Here is a 22,465-nt window from a genome sequence, read left to right on the forward strand (position 1 = left end):
CTTCATTTATTCTGGCAGATTGTGAATAGGCTTTCTCGTCGAGATGTTTTGTTCGATGCGCTGTTGTGAGAACGGATCCGCAGCATCGACATACCGCATTGCCGATTGAACATCCTTCCACCCCACATATTCCATCAACGTTTTCGTATCCCAGCCATTAGCATTTGCCCAATTTGCAAATCCACGGCGCAACGAGTGGCTGCTGACATTCTTGTGGTGCAATCCCGCTTGCTCAATCATGTGTCGAAGTAGGGGGGATATGCTGTTTGAGGCAAGTTCAGTTTCAGAAAGGTGTCCCCAGCGGTTAATGGCTCGAAATACGGGCCCCTCGGCGATATCTGCATTCTTTATCCATTCTTCGTAAGCCGACACCGGGCATAGGTGGCTCAACGCCGGCACCTTGAGTTCACGACCGAGGCTTTGTCTGTCACCTTTGCTTCTCGGGAGATAGATCGTCATTCCTTCTCCTGGTCTAACTGTCACCAACTCCACCCGTAGCCGACAAATCTCATCGCTGCGGAATCCACGCCAGAACCCCAGCAGAAGCAGGGCGCGGTTGCGAGCGTGCACGATGGAGGCCTTTCTGTCACCTTTTTCCACTGCAATGGATAGCGCCAACTCTAGCTGGCCGGCAATAGTAGTCAGCTCCTCTAACTGTATCGGGCGTGCACGCTTTTCTCTGGTCGGGTGTAGCTCCCTAATACCCTTGAGTACTTTTTTTACTATCGGTGCCTTGGTTGGATCTGGAAAGCCTTGATCTCGATGCCATTGGGCCAGGCCTGAAAGGCGTAACTTCAGCGTATTGATGGCCAGTGTTTCAGCGTGATCTGCCAGATACCGAGCGACACTATCTGCTGTTGCTGGCAGGAATCCGCCCCAGCTGACTTCAAAGTGTTGAACTGCTGCCTGGTAGCTGCGTCGCGTGTTTTCACGGGTAGCCGCGTGAATATATTGGTCGATGTTGCTCATGCGATTCTTGTCCGCGCCCTGGGTTGAGTTGCCAGGTGGATGTTGGAGTGAAAGAGGGTTTCGTACCGGCTGAGGTTAGTTTATGACAAATATGGCAGCTAACAATGGATAATTCATTATTATCTATTTTTAGATGTGATAAATAATTGCCAGCCATTAATCATCATTTTAGTATGTATATACATAGTACATACCACAGTACGAAATAATAGGAGTAGGCAAATGGCTCGCGCAGGAATCAATAAGGTCCTTGTTCAGCAGGCTCGCGATACCGTGCTGGCTCGGGGTGAGAATCCTTCGCTGGATGCGATACGTATAGAACTCGGTAATACCGGGTCCAAGACCACCATCCACCGCTACCTCAAGGAGATTGAAGAGGCTGAAGGAGCCCGGTTAGATGATGGGCACCTGCTCAGCAAAACACTTCAGGAAATGGTGGCTCGCCTAGCCCATCAATTGCGAGAGGAAGCCAGGGAGTTGGTTTCTGATGCCGAAAAGCGGCACCAAGACCGGGAGATACACTGGAGGCGTGAGAATGAAAGCCTGCAGGCCGCGCTGAAAACCAGCAATGAAAAGGCCGAAGTGCTTGAGCAACGACTTGCAGACACACGTGTATCGTTTGACGAAAAGACGTCTGAACTCCAATCTGAGTGTCTTAGGTCGGAACGACTGCAACAGCAGGTTGAGGATCTTAAGGTGCGCCTCGCAGATAAGGGCGCCCATCTGAAGTCACTGGAGGACAACCATCAGCACGCGCGAGATGCTCTCGAACACTACCGCCAGGCCAGCAAAGAACAGCGAGATCAAGATATCCGCCACCACGAACAGCAGGTACAGCAACTTCAGGCGGAGCAGCGTCAGCTCAATCAAACGATCATCGTGAAACAGGGAGAATTGACACAGCTTAACAAGGACAATGCTCGCCTGGCCACTGAGCTGGCCGCAGCGCGCAAACAGGCAGGTGGCCAGGAGGATTCTCTGCGGCTGTCAGAACAGCGGTTTACTTCAATGCAAGAACAGCTGAACCAAGTCAACGCTCAGCTGACACTCAAAACACATGAGTGCGATGTGCTTAAGAAACAGCTGAATCGAACACAGTTGGAGCTGAAAGAAAATATGCAAAAACAAACAGCATTGGATATTTCTCTTGCCGAGGCCCGGATCAGTTTGGGCCACTTCAAAGCGATCGCAGAGGCTAAAGCCGACGCTCACAGCTGATGTGGAGAAGCTGGCGGACGCGACGCGAAGTCCTCTGGAGGTCGAAAAGTGTCTTGTTTCCTTGCTTTCCGGGCACAAGCTGAAACTGAAGCGGGACAAAGGAAAATTTCCAGAAGCCGTGATCAACCTTCAAAAGGTCATTGATGCGAGCATGCTCATCATCCACATCGAGCAACTCTTGATGGAGATGGACCGGGAAACCGATTTCAGCCGGCACATCATCCCAGTGCAGCAACACCACGCCAGGAAGCAGAAAATTTTCAGAATCCGATTGACACTTAATATACGAGACTAGCGAAGTCAATTCGTGCGCTGGATTATAGTATGCCAAGTAATTAGTGTTTGGGCTTGCCTTCTCCTTACGGCAAGCTCCTGGAGTGCCCTTCACTGACCACGACTTAGGATAGGAAGATGGTTGAGAGCAAAAAGGTGTTTTCCCTGCACGGCGCCTCCTGTGCCAGCTGCGTGAACAAGATTGAAACGGCGTTGAACCAAGTGCCAGGTGTGATACAGGCGAGGGTCAACCTGGCCGAGAAAACTACCTCAGTATGGGGCCACGTTGATGAGGATGCCTGTGTGTTGGCGATCGAGCAAGCCGGCTACGGCGCTGAGCTGGCGACTGTCAGTGATCGTGAGCTGCGCGAGCAGCAACGCGAGGCGGACCAAAAACATTACCGAGACTTACTGTGGCGCGCAGGGCTGGCTCTGGCCCTAGGACTGCCGCTAATGGCCTGGGGGCTGATCACCGGCGAGATGTCAGTGCATGCGCCGGCGCAACAGATTGCCTGGGGACTTGTGGGGTTTGCCACTCTTGCGGTGCTCATATATTGCGGCGGTCACTTCTTCACCGGTGCTTGGAAGGCTTTTCGCCACCACAATGCAAGTATGGACACGTTGATCGCACTGGGCACCGGCACAGCCTGGCTGTTTTCCATGCTAGTGGTAGTGGCGCCGCAGCTGCTGCCGGAGATGGCACGCCACGTGTATTTCGAAGCCAGTGCCATGATCATCGGACTGATCAACCTGGGTCAGGCACTGGAGGTGCGAGCCCGAGGCCGCACCAGCGCGGCAGTTGAAAAACTACTGCAACTTCAAGAAGTCAGTGCGCGAGTGCTGCGCAACGATGAAGAGGTGGATGTGCCGGTGGATGAGGTACAGCTGGGCGACCGGTTGCGGGTGCGCCCTGGGGAGAAGATTCCGGTGGACGGCACAGTGCTTGAGGGCAGCAGCCTGGTGGACGAGTCCATGCTCACTGGTGAACCGGTACCGGTGAAGAAGGCACAGGGCGATTTCCTCTCCGCCGGCACCCTAAACAAGAATGGCAGCCTGCTGTTCACTGCGGAAAAAGTCGGCTCCGAGACCCGACTGGCACAGATCATTGAGATGGTGAAGAACGCGCAGAACTCACGCGTCCCGATAGCCCGGCTGGCGGACAGGATTTCCGCGGTCTTCGTGCCGGTAGTGATGGTGATCGCCGTGCTGGCGGCACTGGTCTGGTTTAACTGGGGGCCGGAGCCCAAGGTCGCGCATATGCTTGTGGTGGCCACCTCAGTGTTGATTATCGCTTGCCCTTGCGCACTGGGGTTGGCCACACCCATGTCGGTAATGGTCGGCGTTGGTAAGGGTGCAGAACACGGCGTGCTGGTACGTAACGGGAAGGCTCTGCAGCAGGCGAGTAAACTGACCACGCTGGTGGTAGACAAGACCGGCACACTGACCGAGGGCGCCCCCAAAGTTACCGACCTCGAAACTGAAGGCGACAAAGACGAGTTGCTGCGCCTCGTGGCTAGTTTGGAGCAGGCCTCGGAACACCCGCTAGCGGAGGCCATAGTGGATGCGGCGCAAGAGCGGGGTATACGCCTGAGCACGGTGCAGCACTTTGAGGCCATTATTGCGCACGGCGTGCGCGGAGAGGTGGATGGTCACAAGCTGCTGCTCGGTAACCGCAAACTGATGCTGCGCGAAAATGTTGATGTCGACCATTGGCAGGCGGCCGTCGAAGCACTGGCTGGCAAGGGACGCACCGCCATGTATGCGGCGATCGACGGCAGGGCTGCCGGCCTGATCGCGGTGGCGGATCCGCTACGCTCAGACGCAAGATCCGCCATTCAGCGCTTGAAAAACCTCGGCCTTGAAATCCAGATGCTCACCGGTGATAACGGAGCCACAGCAGATGCGGTGGCGACGCAGTTGGGCATAGACTGCGTGCATGCGGAACTGCTGCCAGAGGACAAAGAGAACATTGTCGCCGATCTGCAGGCGAAGGGCGGGCACGTAGGTATGGCCGGTGATGGCATCAACGATGCTCCGGCGCTGGCGCGTGCGGAAGTCGGCTTTGCGATTGGTGCGGGCACCGACGTAGCCATCGAGACCGCCGACGTTACACTGATGCGTTCATCGCTGCACGGCGTGGCTGACGCGATCGAGCTTTCGCGAGCGACGTTACGCAACATTAAACAGAACCTGTTTGGTGCCTTTATCTATAACATCCTAGGTATTCCTATCGCCGCTGGACTTTTGTATCCGATCACTGGAAGCCTGCTGAGCCCGGTAATCGCTGGTGCGGCCATGGCGCTCTCGTCAGTGACCGTGGTCAGCAATGCTAACCGGCTGCGCCTATTCAAACCTTCGGAGGTAAACGCATGAATTTGTTGATCAATCTGCTGGGTTTGGCACTGATCGTTGGCATCGTCTGGTGGTTCTGGTTGAGTAAAAGGGCGGCGCCGGCGGCCGTGGCTCCCGCCGCATCCGTGATTATGGTCAAGGATGGGGTCTATGAGCCGGAGCGAATTCAAGTACCCGTCCATGAGGAAACTACGTTGCACTTCCTTCGAGAGGATCCTAGCCCCTGTGCCGAATATGTGGTGTTCGCAGATCTGGATGTAAACGCGCAGCTAGCGGTTGGCGAGGAGACCGAGGTAAAACTGCCGGCGATGGAAGCGGGGGAATACCCCTTTACCTGTCAGATGCAGATGTACCGCGGGACTTTGGTGGTGGCATAGAGGGTATTCTGGTGTAGGCGAAGGTCTAGGTCATGGGCTGCTCCTACAGCTTTTGCAGCAGCGGTCCACGACCGCGAAAAAAACCTTCTTCTTATTTACTGGACCAGTGCACATGCACGATCTTCCCGTCGTCGCCCATGCGAGTGAGTCCCATGGTTTCCAGTCAGGAAAACAGTGTCGGATCTAAATCCGCGAGCGGCTCAGCGCTGTGTGCCATGGCGGGCGCACAGCGCTGAGCAGGATACAGAATCCTGATGTGTGAATGGATTTGAACTGTTCTTGCAGTTCAATTTTTCCTGTCAGTGATGACCTGAATCTTCTTCATCGCGTGCAGTAATGATCTGGTATTGCTGTGGCGTCAAGTCAGGCAGCTTCTGCAAAAATGCCACCATAGCCCAGATGCGCCCGTCGTCGTGCGTGGGGCCCCAGGCGGGCATACCGGAGGCCTTGATGCCGTGCTTGATGATCCAGAATTGTTGGCGCACGTGTTGTTGTGGATCGCCGCTTCCCGGCTTGGTAAGGTCAGGCGGTGCCGGGTAGAGGCCGAGACTGAAATCGCTTTCTGTTACTCCCGGCTTCAGGTGGCAGCCCGCACACATGTCGTTGTAGTCGGCGCCGCCTGAAAGCAGCAGTTCCGGGTCCTTGAGCTCCGGGAGCTGCACGTTCCGTGACGCGCGGGCGATGGACTTCTCGCGCAGAGTCTCCAGCAGCCAGTGGGTCACTCTAGTGTGTGGTTCGTCGGCTCCCATGGGGTAGGTTCCTGAGTAGACGAACGCGATTAGTCCACCAGTGGCAATCAAGGCAATGAACAACAGTGATTTTATTGCTTTCAAAATATTTCTCCAGAAAACAGGGGCTGCAGCCCCCATTCCCTATTTCTCCTGCTGTTCCTGGGCGGTACCGCGAGTGTGGCCTTCGTTGTGTTCGGCATGCTCCCCGTGACTCTCTTTATGGTCAGTGTGCTCCTTTTGCTTCATCTGCCCCGCGCACCTTTTCATCATCGCCTGCATGACAACAGGATCATTGGCATCCATTGTCGAGTGGTCCATGTCTTTCATCGACGCACAGTTGGCTTTTTCTACATTTTCCTTGTGCATACTAGGGTCGTGGGCCTGAGCGGTGCTCGCGGCGATTAGGGAGAGCGCGCATAGTAGTTTGTTGAAAGTTTTCATGAATATCTCCAAGGTTTTCTAAATGGGCCGCGTTCCATTATCCAAACTTGAGTTTGGCAATTATAAGCGGGCGGTCCGCGGCTCTTTATAGTGCGATAAATTGCAAGTCCCGATTACCCGACTAGAACCATGCGTGCAACCCGATTACCCAGGTTGTTTCACTAGTGGCTTCGCCGTCATCGCGGGCGAAGTCCGCGGTGTTACCGAATTTCTTCTCGTAATTGACACCAATATAAGGCGCAAACTGTGGAGTGAATTCGTAGCGTAAGCGTAGGCCGGCTTCAACGTCGGAAAGTCCGGACCCAGTATGGGTTTCAGGTGTGTTCTGGCCGAAGAAATTCACTTCAATTTCCGGACTTAAAATCCACTGCTGAGTGAATAGGAGCTCGTACTCGGCCTCCACACGTAGGGCGGTCTCCCCGTCTTCGCCGACAAACAGCGATGTGTCGACCTCGAAGAAGTAGGGCGCGAGCCCGTTCAGGGCAAGGACGCCCCAGTTGCGACTGTCGCTTTCCAGTTCGAAGTCGTGGCGCACGCCCATCTGGATATCCCAGTAGGGGGCAATGGCGCGGCTGTACAGTGCCTGCAATTCGGCTTTTTCCGTTTCGCCTTCCGCCCGTTCGACTTCCGTCTTGAACCATGCCTTGTGCTTGTCGCCGCCGAACCACACGCTGCCTTCCAGCGCGCTGCCATCGTCCTCGCGTGCCTCCAGCTGGTCGATGGTGACCTTGGTCAGTAGCACCTCGTGGTCCATCACGTGATCGGGTTCGTTGGGGGCGTGACGGAGGTTTGGTGCAGCGGCTGCGCTGGCCTCTTGCGGTGCCGGATAGCCGTGCCCCATGTGCTGATGGGCCGCGTGTTCATCGTCCTGCATCGAATGGGTGTGCTGTGTGTGCGATTCTTCCGCGGCGTGCGCCAGTGGCGCCGCCAGGGTTAATGCCAGTAGGGTTTTTCTGTTCATTTGCATTGTCCTCATACCACTCTTACTTCGCGGAACATGCCGGGCATGTGGTACAGCAGGTGGCAGTGGTAGGCCCAGCGGCCGTAGGCATCGGCAGTCACCAGATAACTGATTTTGGAGCCCGGTTGCACAATGATTGTGTGCTTGCGCGGGATGTACTCGCTGTCGCCGGTTTCCAGTTCACTCCACATGCCGTGCAGGTGAATGGGGTGCGTCATCATGGTGTCGTTCACCAGGGTGATGCGAATACGCTCGCCGTATTTCAGCATCAGGGGCTCGGCATCGTTGAACTTGATTCCGTCCATCGACCACATGTAGCGGTGCATATTGCCGGTGAGATGCAGTTGAAGTTCACGGGTGGGCTCGCGCCTGTCGATAGTGGGGGTAAGGTTGCGGATATCCGCATAGGTAAGTACTCGGCGACCGTAACGGGTGTCGTGATCGCGCAGTCCGATACCTGGATCATTCAGTCCGTTGCCGGGCATCTCTGAGCGCATATCCACGCCGTAGCGGTATTCGCTGGGCAGGTGCACGATGGGGCTGTTGCTACCGTGTCCGGCGCGGCCCAGGCCATCGGTAAACCAGACGCCCTGCATGCCGCCGAGCTCGGGGCGTCCACCGTTCAGGCTGTACTGCCCGGCGTTACCGGATTGCATGCCGGCGTGCTGGGAGTGATCCATGCCGCTCATGCTGCCCATATCGTGGCCACTGTGGTCCATGCCACCCATGTCGTGGTCTCTGTGGTCCATGCCATCCATGCTGCCCATGTCGTGGCTGCTGTGGTCCGTGCCGCTCATGTTACCCATGTCGTGACCGCTGTGGTCCATGCCGCCCATGCCGCTCATATTGTGGCCGGAATGATCCATGCCCATATCGCGGTGGGTGAGAACCGGGGCGTAATCCATCGCAGGAACTTCGGCGCGAAGCTCCGGGTGCGGAGTCAGGGTGCCGCGGGCAAAACCACTGCGGTCAATAGTCTGGGCGAAGAGGGTATAGGCGCGGTCGTCTACCGGCTCAACCACGACATCGTAGGTTTCCGCTACGCCGATACGGAACTCATCCACGGTAACCGGCTCGATGTTCTGGCCGTCGCTCGCCACCACCGTCATTTTCAGACCCGGAATCCGGATATCGAAAATCGACATGGCGGAACCATTGATAAAGCGCAGGCGCACCTTCTCCCCGCGTTTGAACTGCGCCATCCAGTTTCCATCCGGGGTCTGGCCGTTCATCAGGTAGGTGTAGGTGTAACCGGTGACGTCGGAGATGTCGCGATCGGACATACGCATCTCGTTCCACATCTTGCGGTCTTGCCAGGTCTGGGCGACCCCTTTCTGACGGATTTCATCCCACAGATCGCCGGCGGTACGGCGTCGGCGATTGTAGTAGTGCCCCTCTTTTTTGAGCTTGGCGTAAATGTCGTGTGGCGACTCGTCGCTCCAGTCGGAGAGCATCACCACGTAATCGCGATCGCAGGCGACCGGGTCGGGCTCTGCCGGGTCGATGACTATGGATGCGTAATGCCCCTGCTGTTCCTGGAAGTCCGAGTGGCTGTGGTACCAGTAGGTGCCGCTCTGATTAACGTCAAACTGATAGGTAAAGGTTTCACCCGGGCGGATGCCGTTGAAGCTGAGCCCGGGCACACCATCCATACCTGTGGGCAGGATGATGCCATGCCAGTGGATCGAGGTGTCGTGGGCTAGATGGTTCGTTACATTGAGGGTGACGGTTTCTCCCTCTTTCCAGCGCAATATGGGGCCGGGCACCGAGCCATTGATTGCGACCGCGGTGCGTTCGCGGCCAGTGAAATTCACCGGCTGATAATTTACGTGCAGATTAAACTGGTTGCCGCGCAACGTTTGTGGCACCGGATTGGCTCGGGTTGCAGCACTGTTGGCGCCCGCGGGCATGCCCATCAGCGCCGCGCCGGCGGCAACGCCAGTGACAAAGCGACGCCGGGACAGGGCCGGCAGCGTAATCTGGGGTTCTCGGTTTCTGTTCATGAGTACCTCAGTGTTTTTGTTCAAAATGATCGATATTCGCGTATACCGCGGTGCTGCCATCTTTATTGAGTTGGAGCACCTGGTAGGGAGTGAAGCGGTCGCCCACTTCCATTCCGGGGCTGCCGAGTGGCATGGCGGGTACCGCCAAGCCACGGGAACCAGCGGGCGGGTTTTGCAGGAACTGCCTAATCAGCTTTGCCGGGATATGCCCTTCGAAAACATAGCCGCTCGACGACACACTGGTGTGGCAGGATTGGAACTCCGCGGCAATTTGGTACTTGTCCTTGACGGCATTCAGGTCCGAAACATTCTGCGCGTCGACTTCGAAGGCGTTGGCGGCGGCATGTTCCACCCACAATTTGCAGCAACCGCAAGTGGCGCTTTTATAGGTAACTAATGTTGACGCGATAGGGGCGATGGCCGTGGAGGCTGCATCGGCACTGTTTTTGCCTAAATCGTGATCGGCTTTGGCACAAGCGGTCAGTATAAGCAGCGCAGAAATTGCGAGGCTTCGAAGAAAGAAGTTCTGTTTCATGAATTATGTCCACCTTTTTTTCGTCGCGTTTACGCGGCGATGTTGTACTCCAGTTTCGGCTATGAGATTGGGTACAACAGCAAAACACATGAGATAACAAAGCGTGGAGCCCTGTTATTACGACAGTGTGTAATGAAGAGAAGTGCGCCAAACGGCGTGCGGGGATCCGCGGGTCAGGCAGGCTGGGGCGGTTTGATAAGCGACTCGGGTTCGGCAGATGAGGCGAGATCCCGGTAAGTCACATGCAGAGCGGTTCGAGGAATGGAGATACTAACCGTTTCCACTGGCGGCAACACAGTGGTGCAGTGGCTGGGACAACAAGTACAGCTGGTATTGCAAGGTTCGCCAGTGGTGTTCACACCAGCTTTGGAGGATTCTGCACAGTGATCGGCGCTACTGACTGACGGAGCAGTGTGCATGTCTCCGCAATGAGCGGATACTTGCGGATTATCCACTGGTACATGGTGAGCCGCTTCGCCATCGACACCGGTATTTATGAACGCGGCTTTGGCCATTGATGGTGCAGACATTTCCGCGCACGACTGTGCGGCCGCCTGTCCGAAGACAGACAGCAACATGAGCGTTGCCATGATCCGTGCGATAAGTCTTTGCATGTCAGCCGTGTGTTTGTTGGAGCCAGAAGGTTAGACGGTGTTTGGCTCTATGGCAAGTCGACAACGGCGCGCACCGAAAGGTTTCCGGTGCGCGCCGTTTATCCTGTTAATTGCCGAAATCATCAAACGCGATCTGCTCTTCACGCACGCCGAGTTGCTTCAGCATGGCGATGCTTGCGCGCAGCATGGCGGGTGGCCCGCACAGATAAAATTCGCAATTGCCGACGTCCGCATACTGGCGCAGGTAACTGTCCGCGGCGATATCGCTGATAAAGCCTGTCGCACCATCCCACGTATCTTGCGGACGCGGGTCCGACAGGCCCAGCTGCCACTGGAAGTTGTCGTGCTGCTGTGCCAGTTCATCGAACAGTTCTGCGTAAAACACCTCGCGCAGATTGCGCGCCCCATACCAGAATCGCATTGGCCGCTGGGTGCCGTGATTGCGTAACTGGTCGACAATCATCGAGCGCAGCGGCGCCATACCCGCACCGCCGCCGATCAGGATGATTTCGCGCTCGCTGTCCTGTACATGGAAGCTGCCAAATGGGCCACTCAACTGCACCTGATCGCCCGGCTGGAGATTGAACATGTAGCTGGAGCCGGCACCTGCGGGCAGGGTTTCCAGTCCCGCGGGCGGGGGCTGTATCCGCACATTGAGCAGAACGGAATCATTGCCACTCGCATCGGTGCTTTCCTGCGGTGCATTGGCCATGGAATAGGAACGGCGCAGAGGTGATGCGTGACTGCTGCCGGCGGCGCCGAGCCAGGGCTGCCAGTCGTCGCTGTACTGTGTGTCGAGTGGCATGTCGGCGAGGCGCAACTGGTGCGGCGGAATCTCCACCTGCACAAAGCCTCCGGCGCGGAAACCGAAGGGGCGTTGATCTTGCAGCGTCAGGCGGATCTCCTTGATGAAAGGCGTCAGGAAGCGGGTCTCCTGGACCTCGGCGGTGAAGGCTCCGGCCTGCAACACAGCGTCATCCAGTATCAGGCGCGTGGCAGCGACGGCCCTTTGTTGGCAGGCGAGGCGCTGGCCAGCGGCCAATTGCGCCGCGGACAGCAGGGCTTTCTCCCCGCTGGTGATCGGCGCGTCGGCGTCGAGCTGCACCTGGCACAGGCCGCAGCTGCCACCGCCGCCACAGTTGGAAGGCAGCTGCACGCCACTGGCGGCGAGACCGTCGAACAGGTTGACGCCGCTCGGCAATGCCAGCTCCTGCACAGGGGTGGCCGCCTGATCGAGCAGGGTTACTGCCACTTTGCTGCCGCGCAGTTTCGCCAGCAGGTTGAAGTCGTGGCGGGAGAAGCTGGAGAACAACATCACACAGCCGGAAATGGACAGCAGCAGGGCGCCGATACCGAAGATCACAACGAACGGATTGTTGAAATCCTGGCGTTCGGTGTAATCCATGATGTGCAGCATCCAGAAAATATCGAACAGCCGCCAGGTGTCGTTGCGGCGCTCGAGTACGCGGCCGTCCGCCGCCGAGATATACAGGCTGGTATTGCCTTCGTCCGCGATATCGACACGCCATACGGGCCCATCGTGACGGCGGGACTCCATGTTCGGCTGCGACAGACGCTGCGGGGCACCGATCAGGTTGTCGTCACCGGCGTAGTCGTGCGCTGCAATGGTGGCCGCCATCGCCGCGTCAATCACTAGCGGGTTGCCGCTGCGGGCATCGCGCAATTCAATGCCTGCAGTGGTCTGTACCCGGTATACCGGACGGTCAAAGCCCGGCTGCAGGCGAATATCGACTACGGCACTACCGGCGTCGTGATACAGGCCGGCGATTTCTGCGTGGGCGCGCAGAGGCTCTCTCTGGGAAAGGGGCGCTGCCTCGTGGCGCTCGGCCAGATGGCGGCCGCTGACCACACTGGAGTCGAGCAGTGCGAAGGCGAGGCCGCTGGCCAGCCACAGTGCCAGCTGAACGCCAATGACCAGGCTCAGCCATTTGTGTGCGATCTTGATGAAATTCATTGTGCACCTCCCGCTGCGGCCGCGTTGTCGGACCTTTTTTCCCTGCGCGCAAAGCTGTAGAACAGCAGGATCAGGCCGGCCAGTACACCGGTCAGGCTCACGAGGGTGACGATCAGCAGCAGCGGGTTGTGGATATCGGCCCGCTCCTCGTAATCCATGATGTGCAGCATCCAGAAGAAATCGAACGCGCGCCAGTAATTGTGGCGGCGGGTGACCAGCGCTCCAGTATCCGGGTCAACATAGAAACTGGTGCCATAGCGGTCGTCAAAGTTGACCCGCCACAGGGGCAGAGCGCGGGATTGCAGCTCGGTGGGCGGGTTTTCGGTGATCAGTTCGACGGAGACCGCAGGCAGGCTGCCGGCGTAATAGTGCTCCGCTAACGTGCGCGCGCGGTCGCCGTCGATGGGGGACACTTGGCGGCCGCTGCGGGCGTCGATCAGGTGTGCGCCCTCGCCGGTATTTACCACATAGTAAGGGTTACCCTGCAACGCCTTGAGCTGGATGGATTTCACCCAGCTATAGCGCGCTAGTAACGCCTGGGTGGGCGCCAGTGTGCCCTGTTCCGTTGGCAGCGGCTCGCGCAGGTTCTTGACCAAGTGATCGCCGTGGATAAAGTCCAGGTCCATCACCACCATGTAGACGCCGCTCAGGGTCCACAACAGGGCCTGGACGCCGACAAACAGAAACAGCCACTTGTGGACTTTTCTGGAAAGGGATGCCGTTTGCATTGCTTTTATTCTCGGGTGTTTTCTCAGATACAGCTGGTGAGAAAATGCACAGCTGGCGGGAGTGTACCTCCCGCCGCTGTGAATGTCTCAGGTGACTCAGTCGAACCGGTAGGTCATACGCAGGTAGCTGCGCATGCCGGCCAGATCGTAGGTCATGGTGTCGGTGTTGCCGTCGGTCCAGCTGGCTACCCGCGGTGCTTCCTGGTCGAACAGATTGTCGATACCCATGCTCATTCGCAGCGCGTCGTTCATGTCGTAGCTGAACTGCACGTTGTGGTAGAAGATGTTGGGCATGCTGGAGCCGATACCGCTGTCCGCGTTGAAGTCATCCCCCTCACCGATCATGCGTACCGAGTAGGTGCTGCTCCACTGATTACCGCGGGTGGTCAGTGACGCATTGGCACGCCAGTGCGGATAGCCGCCGTTGCCGCTGCCGATAAAGCCGTCGAGTACGAAGGGTTCGTCGCCATCGAACGCGGTGGTTTCGTACTCCTTCAGATAGGACGCCTTGAAGTCAGCCGTGTGCGACAGGCCAAACATGTCGAAGTCGTACAGGGCGCCGAAGTCGATACCCTGCATCACTTCGTTGCCGGTGTTGAACTTCTGAGTGGACAGGTAGTTCACATCACCGTTGACCGGGTTGCGGGTGTGCTGGTCCGGTGCACAGAAGGCATGGTTCAGGTTGGCGGAGTCGTAACACATGGCCAGCTTGGTGGAACCGGATACCTCGCGGATGGCGTCGTCGATTTCGATATCGAAGTAATCGACGGTCAGTGACAGGCCGTCCAGTGGCTGCAGGACTACACCGAGGGTAAACGACTCGGCACTCTCGGGTGTCAGGTCCGGGTTGCCACCGCGGTCGGTGAGAATGGTAGTGCCGAGCTGCGTGTAGTTCAGCGGTACCCCGGCTGCCTGACAGTTTTGGTAGCGGTTGCTGGACGGATCCAGGGAGGCGTAGCCGGAACAGGGGTCAGTGGTGGTGAGGTTGCCCTCGGATACGCCGCCGAAAAGCTCCGGTACATTGGGCACACGGAAGGCGGTGGTCATGGTGCCGCGCACTTTCAGCATGTCGTTGACCTGCCAGTTGAGGCCCGCCTTGTAGGTGTCCTCCCCCTCGAACAGGTCGTAGTCCGAGTAGCGCAGGGCCAGGTCGAGTTCCAGGGACTGCACCAGTGGCAGATTAGCCAAAACCGGTACCAGTACTTCGGCGTAAATCTCCCGTGCTTCGGTGGAGCCGGAAATCGGATCCTCCTGGTTGCCCAGCGCATAGCCCGCCTGCACCAGGGAGTCTGGCTGGCGCCAACCGCGGTCTTCACGCCACTCGACACCGGCGGCCATACCTACCCTGCCCGCGGGGAGTTCGAATAGGGAGCCGTTGATGTTGGCGCTCACGCTTTTCTGCTCGTTGCCGCCGGTGCCCTCCTGGTTGAACACGATGTAGTCGAGTACGTCACTGGTCACATTACCGTAGCCCAGGTAGTCGCCGCAGGGAATTCCGTTCATGCCGCACATACTGGGATCGAGGGTCTCGCCCACACGCTGCATGTTGATGTTGTTGCCGATGGCATCTGTGGCGGTATTGCGACCCCAATTCAAGGCTACGTCATAGCCCCAGTTGTCGTTGAGGTCGCCCTCGATACCGGTGACCATGCGCCAAGTATCCACCTCCTGGTAAAAGTTGCGCGGGCCGTTTTCTAGCAGGCGACGGCTCTCGAGTACAAAGTCACTACCGGTGGGGTTGGTGGGGTGGTCGGCGCTGTAGGCAAGGCTGCTCAGGCTTGCCGGAGAGGCTGGCTGCATGGACTGCCGATTGGTGTACATCAACTCGGTAAACAGGGTCGCGGACTCCGAGATTTCAAAGTTGCCCAGAGTGGTAAAGCTGAAGCGCTCGATCGGCTGCACCGCATTGAAGTAAGGGTTGTAGTTGAAGCCGTGCTTCTGCCCGTCGTAGGGCTCGTAAAAATCGCCGTCGCCATTGGGGTCCTGATTGAAGTTGACCCGGGTAGGCTCGGTCAGCACGGTGCCATCGGCCAGTACCGCGCCCGCGGGCAGGGTAGTGCGGCCGCCGATGGTGGAGGAACTGCCGCTGCACTCGCTGTTACTGTCCAGCGGGCAGGGCACGCGGTCGACCAGCGGGGAGGCCTCATTGTTCTGGTAACTCATATTGACCATCAGGTTGCCGCGATCGCCGGACACGCCCCAGGTCAGGTCGAGCACGGTTTCCTCGCCATCACCGAGGGCGGTCTGGCCGTACTTGCCCTCGATTTCTAGGCCGTCGAACTCCTTTTTGGTGATCAGATTGATGACACCGGCAACGGCGTCGGCGCCGTAGGTAGCGGAAGCACCGTCTTTCAGGACTTCGACGCTGGAGATGAGGGACATCGGGATCATGGACAGGTCGACGCTGCTGTTGGCGCCGGTACCGCCGTTGACCACCCGGCGGCCGTTGACCATGACCAGGGTGCGATTGATGCCCAGGCCACGCAGGTTGATCTGCGGCGTGCCCCAGCCGTTGGATGTCCAGTAGGCGCTGGTCTGGTTGCCGCCGAAGCCGGCTGCCGCAGGCAGGGACTGCAGCAGGTTTTCCAGCGAGCTAATGCCGGTGGCTTCGATACTCGCTTCGTTGAGTACCGTTACTGGTCCTACGCCCTCGATATCTTTGCGCTTTATCCGGGTACCGGTGACATTCACTTCTTCAATTTGCGTCTGTGTTGTTTCCCCGGCCTGTTGGGCCGACGCCATGTGGGTATAACCCGCGGCCACAGTGGCAAGGGCGATGAACAGCGGGGTTCTGGTCAGTCTGAAGCTTGTTGAATTCATGTTGTTGTCCTTCTCTGGGAGACTTTCGTTATCGTCGCGTCCGCTGTAGCGATGCGCTATTTGGCGTAAAGCGTCGCGGAGGCTGATGTAGATCGTGTCGACAAACGGGAGTATTCGAGGCGCGACAGTTGGGCGCTCATGCGTATGACCCGGGCATTTATTCCGGGCGCACTGATCCCGTGTCAGAGAAGAATCGGTGGGCGCAGTGTGGTTTCGGGCAGCGGGGTGCTGTGGGAAATGTTGTAAAGCGTGATGCTGGTGATGACGGGGCGGGCAGGCTCTGTGTATTCCGCCGCGGGAATGGCACTGGCGCAGTGGCCGGGGCAACAGCTGCAGGCCTGCTCACAGTTATTTGCCGGTGAAGACTCCGCGGCCTCTGTGTCACCTCCCTGGTGACAGTGATGTTGGTGAGCGCCCTCGGCGCACTGTTCAATCCGGGCCGATGCAGTGGTCAGATTGTGCTCTCCGCTTCCCGCCTCCCGGGATCCGCAGGGCGCCGCAAACGCCTGACCGTTCAAGGTCAGCGTCAATAACAGCAGCAGTATGCGGGTCAGGTCAAAGGACATGGGCGTCAGAGACTTATGTGTTATTTCATCTGATTGCCTTCGAGATTAAGTGGAATCACTTGTATGTACAAGTTGTCCGCACCGAAGTGAGGGGCCGGGAGGGGGAGTGGTTAAATGAAAATGACGACACATCTAATATGGCTCGCCCAAATTACCCGGCTTTCGAGGACGTTCTTCCTAAGGAATAGTTAATTTTTGGTTGGGCTTGGCTATTTGGAGCCTCTGAACGGGCCACCTGCTCGCAGCACTGATCTCAATCAATGCCGCGGTGGATGTCCGCATTACCCTTTTCGATAAGCGCCACATGCAGTTGCGTGGTATCCGGTAGCGGGTGCATGGCGTAGTAGAGAAGCCCGGGGGCGTCCCCGTCGGCCAGGGTTTCGTCGAAAGAGACACCCATTTACAGGTGGTAGCCCTCCAGGTTGATCCGGCCCTGCCCTTAGGAGATACCAGTGCCGCGGGGCAGGGCAAGGTGCAGAAGCTGTCTGAGCTCGATCTCGGCGAGCTGCCCGCATTCCCACCAATGCCAGCGAGCTGGATCGGCGCTCGATGGGCGTATCTGGCGGTAGTAATAGATCTCTTTGCACGTAAGCCAGTTGGTTGGGCGCTAACGATGGCCTATGAATCACGAGGACAACCTGAAGGTATCGTGTTTCCCTCGGACCAGGGATGCCAGTACACAAGCCTCGCATTCCGACAGCTGCTGTGGCGCAACAGAATGACACATAGTCTGAGCCGCCGCGGAAACTGCTAGGACAACGCACCGACTGAGCGCTTCTTCCTGAGTCTCAATACAGAGTGGGTGCCGGAAACCGGCTACAAGTCCTTCCCTGCGGCTAAACAGAGAATCACAAGTAACATCATTGGCCATTACAGCCAGATACGACCCCACCAGAAAAACGATGGTATGCCGCCGAATATGGTGGAAGAAAAATATTGGAATGCTCAGAGTTCAGTGGCGTAAAAGAGTTGACCACTACAGGCAGGCAGTCCATCGCCGAAGCCCGAACTAGTCTGGTCCATTTCGAAGCAGCTGCAGAAGCACAACGTGACTTCCCTGCGGGGCGTCAATCGGGTGATAAGTCCAGGAAGGTCTATAGGTGGGCGATGTCGCACTCAGTTGAGGAGGCTGGCAGTGGTCCACTATCCTTTGCTTTGCCAACCCAAAACTATGATTGACATGCCGAGCAATGCAACGCCGGCGCCTATCCAGTCGAAGGCGGACAGCTTTACTCCATCTACGACTCGAAGCCAGACCAGCGCAGTAGCCACATAGATGCCACCATAGGCTGCGTAGACGCGACCACTCGCGACCGGGTGTAATGTGAGCAACCAAACGAAGATTGCCAGACTCATCGCTGCCGGAATCAGCAGCCACACTGACCCGCCTTTCCGCAGCCAAAGGTAGGGCAGAAAGCAGCCGACGATCTCTGCGAGGGCTGTTACTACGTAAATTCCCGTTGTTTTCAGAATCAAGATCGATAGCTCCACTGTTGATTGACCTCAAAAAAAAGGTTGGCCGCGTCGTCTGCCGGGAGTATCTATTATGATGACATATGTCGTCTTAGGTCTAATTAATGTGCTCCCATCCCAACGGTGGGAAATGGGGTGTCGGAGAACTTTTTGCTAGCACCTTTATGATGATCCTGAACTTCCATCACTCCTCGAGTTTGCTTGCTCCACTTTTTCAGCGGTTTAATGCAGTGTCCCTTGTAAACCCGTGTCTAATGGTTCGTTCAGAGTGCAGCCTGTCAGTCGCGGGGTTGTTTAGGAACTACTCCCCCATTGCTGAAGCGCTAGATGTGATTGATCGCTGGATCCTGAGTATAAAAAAACGCCCGGAAAATGGAGTTGTGAAGAATCGTCCTAGTGACGCTAGTGATATGTGTTTTGACAAAGACGGAGTTGTCATCGCATCAGGTATGGACGTATGGAACCGTGCTTCCGGTAGTCAACCCACTGGCGAGTGTAGAAAGAAATATCCTGTTTATAGCAATTCACGACAAGTCGCAGGCGCACCGCTGTCAGACAGTATTTTTAAATGCACGCTGCAGTCGATCGATACTGCGTTAAATGAAGGGCTATATGGCCAGTTAACTACAGATGTACTTGAACGCCTGAGGGTGATGAAGAGAGTGTTCCCAAGCGGTATTTGTGACTATACGGCACCCGATGTAGGGCGCCCAAAGGAGATTTTGGTCGACAAGCATGTCCCTGTCACTATCGCGGGGAGACTAATAGAGCCTGATTACCGCGATTCCCGTGAAATTGCCGCTGAAAATGAGAGTAACGAAGAACCATAGCGTTATATATTTATACGCTTTTAGGGGATCAAAGCTGGGCTGCTGGCTATCGATTGGCACATCGCTGCTTGCTCAATAGACGCTGTTACGGGAACACTAAAGGCGTAATAGTGTAGAAATCTCATTTACATTTTTTCACAGACTGACTGTTACTGTGCGAAGTCTCTGATTTGGTTTCGTTCAGACCAAATCTGACACACCTCCTTGAAAAGAAGGGGTTTACCGGTTTTGATGAAGGTGCGTAAACCCGAAGTCAAAACCAAGGATAAACCCCATGATCCATACTAACGATCGCATCATTAAACACAAGACCGGGCTGCTTAATCTGGCGGCAGAGCTTGGTAACATCTCCAAAGTCTGTAAGATGCTCGGTGTGTCTCGAGACACTTTCTACCGGTACAAAGAGGCAGTTTCCATTGGTGGAGTTGATGCACTGCTGGAGAATAACTGATGGGTACCAAATCACAAGAATCGTGTTGATTCCGCTATCGAGAAAGCGGTGCTGGCATATGCCGTTGCGGAACCCGCTCATGGCCTGGTGCGGGCGTCCAATGAGCTGCGCAAACGCGGTGTATTTTCTCACCGAGCGGGGTTCGCAGTATCTGGCTAAGACGCGACTTGGCCAACTTCAAACTTCGCTTGAAAGCGCTGGAAGCCAAAGTTGGCGAGGAGGGTCTGATCCTAACGGAGTCCCTGATGCAGGCGCTAGAACGCTAACGTACTGATGACAAATCCTGCGGAGAGATCGAAACCCAGCATCCGGGCTACCTGGGATCGCAAGACACCTTCTACGTCGGGACATTCAAGGGTGTTGGCCGTGTATATCAGCAGACCTACGTGGACACCTACGCAAAGGTGGCGCACTGCAAGCTGTACACGACCAAGACGCCAATCACGGCTACGGACCTGTTGAATGATCGGGTGCTGCCGTTCAATGCAGCTCAAAAGCTGCCTGTACTACGCACCCTGACCGATCGTGGTACCGAGCACTGCGGTAAGCTGGAGCAGCACGATTACTAATTGTACTTGAGCGTGAATGAAATCGAGCATACGAAAACGAAGCCGCCATCCACAGGCCAACGGCACTTGCGAGCGTTTCCACAAAACGATTCTGCAAGAATTCTACTAGCCATCGTTGCGGCACAGGATATACGGGTCAGTCGAGGTACTACAGGAAGATCTGGACGAATGGTTGGCGTATTATAATAATGAGCGCACGCACCAAGGCAAGATGAGCTGCGGCCAAACACCGATGCAAACGCTCGAGGATGGCAAAAAGATCTGGATGGAAAAGTTCGTAAACTGAACTTGACCTGACAGAGCACCTTCTGGAAAACCGATAAGTGTGAGATCAAGTCTGAACTACTACAGATAAACGCATATATCAGTACTGCACCCTTTATCGGTGCATTAACCTCAACCCGTTAAATACTACCAACAGGCTGGTCCCCATGTCGGCAAAAACGGCCATCCACATGGACGCCAGTCCGGCAAATGCGAGCGCCAAGAATACGGCTTTGATCCCCAATGCCATTACGATGTTCTGTCGTAGAATACGCGAAGTACTACGAGACAACCGAATAAAGGTGGCGATCTTGCTTAGGTTGTCATCCATTAGTGCGACGTCGGCTGTTTCTATTGCGGTATCTGTGCCCGCAACACCCATCGCAAAGCCGATGTCGGCACGAGCGAGTGCCGGTGCATCGTTAATTCCATCGCCGACCATGCCGGTATGGTTTTGCTCGGTCAGAACTTCAATTTCTCGGAGCTTGTCCTCTGGCAACAAATTGCCCTCAGCACGGTCAATGCCCACCTGTTTGGCAATGGCCCTCGCCGTATGTGGGTTGTCACCAGTCAACATCAGGGTTTTTACGCCCAAATCATGCAGCTCTGCTATCGCTTCGCGACTGGTGTCTTTAACTGTGTCAGCCACGGCGAATAGTGCCAGGACACCGGCTTTACCCACCAGCATGATGACCGTTTTACCTTGGGACTCCAGGTTGTTTAGGCGTTGCTCCAATTCCCTCGAGCACACCCCTAGCTCTTCTACAAGTCGATGGTTCCCGAGGTGTAAATCCTCGCCATCGATTTCGCCCTTGACGCCGCGACCCGCTAATGCTGAAAACGCTTTTACTTGACGCAGTGCGATGCTGTCGTCTTGTGCCGCTTGGGCTACCGCCATGGATACTGGGTGATCGGAGCGCGCGGCCAGGCTAGCCGCGAGTGAGCGTACTGTATTGACGTCATTGTTGGCCCAAGGTTCGAAGTCGGTTTGTGCGGGCTTGCCGCGAGTGATGGTGCCTGTTTTATCCAGTGCCAACCAGCGCAGGCGTCGACCATCCTCGAGGTAAACGCCACCCTTGATCAGGATGCCGTGCCGGGCCGCAGCCGCGAGTCCGCTGACGATGGTAACCGGCGTGGCAATCACCAGTGCGCATGGGCAGGCGATAACCAGTAATACCAAGGCTCGGTAGACCCACTCTAGCCAGGCGCCACCGAATAGCAGGGGTGGCAGCACTGCTGTTGCCAGAGCGACCACGAAAACTAATGGTGTATACCAGCGCGCAAATGAGTCTACGAAACGCTGGGTCGGCGCTCGGCTACCTTGAGCGGCTTCTACTGCGTGAATTATCCGCGCAAGTGTAGAGTTATCGGCCGCAGCCGTGACCCGATATTCAAGCCCACTGGACTCATTGATACTGCCGGCAAACAACGAATCACCTGGGGCCTTGTCCACTGGTAAGCTTTCGCCGGTGATTGGGGCCTGATTTACAGCGGATAGGCCTTCAATGACTTCGCCGTCGAGGGCGATTCGCTCGCCTGGTCGCACACGCACGCGGCTGCCGATATCAACCTGTTTTGCGCTTATTTCCTCCCAGCGTCCGTCGTCCATTTGCACGGTTGCTGTTTCCGGAGCCAGGGCCAATAGTTCACGGATCGCGTTGCGCGCCCGATCCAGGGATTTGGCTTCGATCAGTTCCGCTAGGGTGAAGAGCACCATCACCATCGCGGCCTCTGGCCAATGGCCAATCAAGAGGGCACCGGTCACTGCAATGGACATCAGTGCATTCATGTTCAGGTTGCGATTCTTGAGCGCTATCCAACCTTTCTTGTAGGTTTTCAGGCCTCCACCTGCAATGGCCGTGAGGGCTAGCAGCATCACGAGCCAGTTGTTGCCTCCTTGCTGCCAATAAACCACTTCTGAGGCCAGAGCGGCAGCAGCAGCAACCCCGAGCACCCACCAGTTGGCGGTTGCAGGTGGTGGCGCGGTATCCCTGTCGACGGCATTCGCTAACCGTGCATCCAGGTCCAATGTCCCCAGCACCGCAAGTAGCTCACCTTGCATTCCCTTGGCATGGTGCACTTGTAGCGTACGCTGAACCAGATTGAAGTCGAGGTGGTAGATTCCCTCCATGCCAGACAGCTTGCTACGGATCAGAGCCTCCTCGGTCGGGCAGTCCATTTTGGTAATCGACAGGTTTGTCGTCTCAACGTCTTTGTCCGGCCTAGAGTAGGACTTCTGAGTCAGCTCTTCGGTTGATTTTGTGCCGCTACAACAATTGTCTGATTCGGGCCTATTCATGTGCGTCTCGATAGCC

Annotated in this window: 18 protein-coding genes and 2 pseudogenes; 7 read left to right on the forward strand and 13 right to left on the reverse strand. The window is 56.6% G+C overall.

The features are described 5' to 3' along the window. Positions 1–6: 6 nt before the first annotated feature. Positions 7–969 (reverse strand): site-specific integrase, encoded by a 963-nt coding sequence (locus tag Q1A74_RS04290; protein WP_207002388.1) that lies wholly within the window; start codon positions 967–969, stop codon positions 7–9. Positions 970–1,191: 222 nt separating this feature from the next. Here Q1A74_RS04290 and Q1A74_RS04295 point away from each other — a divergent pair, with 222 nt between their 5' ends. From Q1A74_RS04295 to Q1A74_RS04310, 4 genes are all read left to right on the forward strand, one after another. Then, entirely contained in the window at positions 1,192–2,187 is a 996-nt protein-coding gene (locus tag Q1A74_RS04295) for a DNA-binding protein (RefSeq protein ID WP_248215578.1), read from the forward strand. A gap of 1 nt (position 2,188) precedes the next feature. Further along, entirely contained in the window at positions 2,189–2,482 is a 294-nt protein-coding gene (locus tag Q1A74_RS04300; protein ID WP_248215576.1) for a hypothetical protein, read from the forward strand. Between the two features lie 116 nt (positions 2,483–2,598). After that, the gene (locus Q1A74_RS04305) at positions 2,599–4,833 is read left to right on the forward strand and encodes a heavy metal translocating P-type ATPase (RefSeq protein ID WP_248215574.1); all 2,235 of its coding nucleotides are present in this window, start codon (positions 2,599–2,601) and stop codon (positions 4,831–4,833) included. Continuing rightward, the gene (locus Q1A74_RS04310) at positions 4,830–5,189 is read left to right on the forward strand and encodes a cupredoxin domain-containing protein (RefSeq protein ID WP_248215572.1); all 360 of its coding nucleotides are present in this window, start codon (positions 4,830–4,832) and stop codon (positions 5,187–5,189) included. The genes Q1A74_RS04305 and Q1A74_RS04310 overlap by 4 nt, the downstream gene beginning before the upstream one ends. A 299-nt stretch (positions 5,190–5,488) precedes the next feature. Here the strand turns inward: Q1A74_RS04310 and Q1A74_RS04315 are convergent, their stop codons facing one another. The 10 genes from Q1A74_RS04315 to Q1A74_RS04360 all read right to left on the reverse strand — a co-directional run bounded on the left by Q1A74_RS04315 (position 5,489) and on the right by Q1A74_RS04360 (position 16,963). Further along, positions 5,489–6,022: a cytochrome c gene (locus Q1A74_RS04315; RefSeq protein ID WP_248215571.1), complete on the reverse strand. Its 534-nt coding sequence runs from the start codon at positions 6,020–6,022 to the stop codon at positions 5,489–5,491. A 39-nt stretch (positions 6,023–6,061) separates the two neighbouring features. After that, the gene (locus Q1A74_RS04320; protein ID WP_248215569.1) at positions 6,062–6,361 is read right to left on the reverse strand and encodes a hypothetical protein; all 300 of its coding nucleotides are present in this window, start codon (positions 6,359–6,361) and stop codon (positions 6,062–6,064) included. 121 nt (positions 6,362–6,482) lie between these two features. Further along, positions 6,483–7,322, reverse strand: coding sequence for a copper resistance protein B (locus tag Q1A74_RS04325; protein ID WP_248215566.1), 840 nt, complete (start codon positions 7,320–7,322; stop codon positions 6,483–6,485). Positions 7,323–7,333: 11 nt separating this feature from the next. Next, positions 7,334–9,325 carry a copper resistance system multicopper oxidase gene (locus Q1A74_RS04330; RefSeq protein WP_282450047.1) on the reverse strand — a complete coding sequence of 664 codons (1,992 nt, stop codon included), beginning with the start codon at positions 9,323–9,325 and terminating at the stop codon, positions 7,334–7,336. A 7-nt stretch (positions 9,326–9,332) separates the two neighbouring features. After that, the gene (locus Q1A74_RS04335; protein ID WP_248215564.1) at positions 9,333–9,860 is read right to left on the reverse strand and encodes a DUF411 domain-containing protein; all 528 of its coding nucleotides are present in this window, start codon (positions 9,858–9,860) and stop codon (positions 9,333–9,335) included. Between the two features lie 720 nt (positions 9,861–10,580). Then, positions 10,581–12,449, reverse strand: coding sequence for an NADH:ubiquinone reductase (Na(+)-transporting) subunit F (gene nqrF, locus Q1A74_RS04340; protein WP_248215562.1), 1,869 nt, complete (start codon positions 12,447–12,449; stop codon positions 10,581–10,583). Then, positions 12,446–13,177, reverse strand: coding sequence for a hypothetical protein (locus tag Q1A74_RS04345; protein WP_248215556.1), 732 nt, complete (start codon positions 13,175–13,177; stop codon positions 12,446–12,448). Before Q1A74_RS04345 ends, nqrF begins: the two co-directional genes overlap by 4 nt. A gap of 96 nt (positions 13,178–13,273) precedes the next feature. Next, the gene (locus Q1A74_RS04350) at positions 13,274–15,997 is read right to left on the reverse strand and encodes a TonB-dependent receptor (RefSeq protein WP_248215554.1); all 2,724 of its coding nucleotides are present in this window, start codon (positions 15,995–15,997) and stop codon (positions 13,274–13,276) included. A gap of 182 nt (positions 15,998–16,179) precedes the next feature. Continuing rightward, the gene (locus tag Q1A74_RS04355) at positions 16,180–16,563 is read right to left on the reverse strand and encodes a hypothetical protein (RefSeq protein WP_248215552.1); all 384 of its coding nucleotides are present in this window, start codon (positions 16,561–16,563) and stop codon (positions 16,180–16,182) included. A 253-nt stretch (positions 16,564–16,816) separates the two neighbouring features. Next, positions 16,817–16,963, reverse strand: coding sequence for a hypothetical protein (locus tag Q1A74_RS04360; RefSeq protein WP_207002426.1), 147 nt, complete (start codon positions 16,961–16,963; stop codon positions 16,817–16,819). A gap of 135 nt (positions 16,964–17,098) precedes the next feature. Between Q1A74_RS04360 and Q1A74_RS04365 the strand changes: the two are divergent. Then, positions 17,099–17,527 (forward strand): annotated as a pseudogene (locus Q1A74_RS04365) (DDE-type integrase/transposase/recombinase); the annotation flags it as partial. Between the two features lie 179 nt (positions 17,528–17,706). On the opposite strand, the gene Q1A74_RS04370 reads toward Q1A74_RS04365, so the two are convergent. Continuing rightward, the gene (locus Q1A74_RS04370) at positions 17,707–18,042 is read right to left on the reverse strand and encodes a YnfA family protein (RefSeq protein ID WP_348983699.1); all 336 of its coding nucleotides are present in this window, start codon (positions 18,040–18,042) and stop codon (positions 17,707–17,709) included. A 248-nt stretch (positions 18,043–18,290) separates the two neighbouring features. Here Q1A74_RS04370 and Q1A74_RS04375 point away from each other — a divergent pair, with 248 nt between their 5' ends. Further along, positions 18,291–18,866 (forward strand): DUF6351 family protein, encoded by a 576-nt coding sequence (locus tag Q1A74_RS04375; protein WP_242523980.1) that lies wholly within the window; start codon positions 18,291–18,293, stop codon positions 18,864–18,866. A 274-nt stretch (positions 18,867–19,140) separates the two neighbouring features. Then, positions 19,141–20,172 (forward strand): annotated as a pseudogene (locus tag Q1A74_RS04380) (IS481 family transposase). 93 nt (positions 20,173–20,265) lie between these two features. Here Q1A74_RS04380 and Q1A74_RS04385 read toward each other — a convergent pair. Further along, positions 20,266–22,449 (reverse strand): heavy metal translocating P-type ATPase, encoded by a 2,184-nt coding sequence (locus Q1A74_RS04385; protein ID WP_207002430.1) that lies wholly within the window; start codon positions 22,447–22,449, stop codon positions 20,266–20,268. Positions 22,450–22,465: the final 16 nt, after the last annotated feature.

This window comes from uncultured Microbulbifer sp., assembly GCF_947504145.1.
Classification (GTDB): Bacteria; Pseudomonadota; Gammaproteobacteria; order Pseudomonadales; family Cellvibrionaceae; genus Microbulbifer.

Coding starts and splice junctions, on each gene's coding strand:
- Q1A74_RS04290 (WP_207002388.1), bottom strand. CDS start 969: ATGAGCAACATCGACCAATATATTCACGCGGCTACCCGTGAAAACACG.
- Q1A74_RS04295 (WP_248215578.1), top strand. CDS start 1,192: ATGGCTCGCGCAGGAATCAATAAGGTCCTTGTTCAGCAGGCTCGCGAT.
- Q1A74_RS04305 (WP_248215574.1), top strand. CDS start 2,599: ATGGTTGAGAGCAAAAAGGTGTTTTCCCTGCACGGCGCCTCCTGTGCC.
- Q1A74_RS04310 (WP_248215572.1), top strand. CDS start 4,830: ATGAATTTGTTGATCAATCTGCTGGGTTTGGCACTGATCGTTGGCATC.
- Q1A74_RS04320 (WP_248215569.1), bottom strand. CDS start 6,361: ATGAAAACTTTCAACAAACTACTATGCGCGCTCTCCCTAATCGCCGCG.
- Q1A74_RS04325 (WP_248215566.1), bottom strand. CDS start 7,322: ATGAACAGAAAAACCCTACTGGCATTAACCCTGGCGGCGCCACTGGCG.
- Q1A74_RS04330 (WP_282450047.1), bottom strand. CDS start 9,325: ATGAACAGAAACCGAGAACCCCAGATTACGCTGCCGGCCCTGTCCCGG.
- Q1A74_RS04335 (WP_248215564.1), bottom strand. CDS start 9,860: ATGAAACAGAACTTCTTTCTTCGAAGCCTCGCAATTTCTGCGCTGCTT.
- nqrF (WP_248215562.1), bottom strand. CDS start 12,449: ATGAATTTCATCAAGATCGCACACAAATGGCTGAGCCTGGTCATTGGC.
- Q1A74_RS04345 (WP_248215556.1), bottom strand. CDS start 13,177: ATGCAAACGGCATCCCTTTCCAGAAAAGTCCACAAGTGGCTGTTTCTG.
- Q1A74_RS04350 (WP_248215554.1), bottom strand. CDS start 15,997: ATGAATTCAACAAGCTTCAGACTGACCAGAACCCCGCTGTTCATCGCC.
- Q1A74_RS04355 (WP_248215552.1), bottom strand. CDS start 16,563: ATGTCCTTTGACCTGACCCGCATACTGCTGCTGTTATTGACGCTGACC.
- Q1A74_RS04360 (WP_207002426.1), bottom strand. CDS start 16,963: ATGGGTGTCTCTTTCGACGAAACCCTGGCCGACGGGGACGCCCCCGGG.
- Q1A74_RS04375 (WP_242523980.1), top strand. CDS start 18,291: ATGGTTCGTTCAGAGTGCAGCCTGTCAGTCGCGGGGTTGTTTAGGAAC.
- Q1A74_RS04385 (WP_207002430.1), bottom strand. CDS start 22,449: ATGAATAGGCCCGAATCAGACAATTGTTGTAGCGGCACAAAATCAACC.